The organism is Mycobacterium sp. SM3041 (assembly GCF_039668335.1).
Taxonomy (GTDB): Bacteria; Actinomycetota; Actinomycetes; order Mycobacteriales; family Mycobacteriaceae; genus Mycobacterium.
Genome location: NZ_JAYXBQ010000029.1, coordinates 1 through 917, shown reverse-complemented (window position 1 = coordinate 917; position 917 = coordinate 1). Strand labels below are relative to the sequence as shown.

General features: G+C 58.1%; 1 rRNA gene. It reads right to left on the bottom strand.

The window, feature by feature from the left end:
- Positions 1-917 (bottom strand): 23S ribosomal RNA (locus VXD91_RS07795); the annotation flags it as partial.

Sequence of the window (917 nt, the reverse complement as noted above, 5' to 3'; positions counted from 1 at the left end):
ATCGTTCGTCCTACAGGCTTACCCCGGTATTACCACTGACCGGTACGGCTACCTTCCTGCGTCACCCCATCGCTTGACTACTACCCACCAGGGTCCCACGCAGCCGGCAACACGTGATCCCCGAAAGGATCATCACGTGCCATTTGGATGGTTAGCACAATGGATTCATCACGGACGCACACACACGGGTACGGGAATATCAACCCGTTGTCCATCGACTACGCCTGTCGGCCTCGCCTTAGGTCCCGACTCACCCTGGGCGGACTGGCCTGCCCCAGGAACCCTTGGTCTTTCGGCGGGCAAGGTTCTCACTTGCCTATTCGCTACTCATGCCTGCATTCTCACTCCCACACCCTCCACAACTCGATCACTCGGCTGCTTCACCGGATGCAGGACGCTCCCCTACCCATCCTTGCGGATGCCGCGACTTCGGCGGTGTGCTTGAGCCCCGCTACATTATCGGCGCACAATCACTTGACCAGTGAGCTATTACGCACTCTTTCAAGGGTGGCTGCTTCTAAGCCAACCTCCTGGTTGTCTTCGCGACTGCACATCCTTTTCCACTTAGCACACGCTTAGGGGCCTTAGTCGGCGATCTGGGCTGTTTCCCTCTCGACGCACGGAGCTTATCCCCCGCCGTCTCACTGCCACGCTTTTGTCTTACCGGCATTCGGAGTTTGGCTGACGTCAGTAACCTGGTGAGGCCCATCGGCCATCCAGTAGCTCTACCTCCGGCAAGAAACACGCAACGCTGCACCTAAATGCATTTCGGGGAGAACCAGCTATCACGGAGTTTGATTGGCCTTTCACCCCTACCCACAGCTCATCCCCTCAGTCTTCAACCTAAGTGGGTTCGGGCCTCCACGCGGTCTTACCCGCGCTTCACCCTGGCCATGGGTAGATCACTCCGCTTCGGG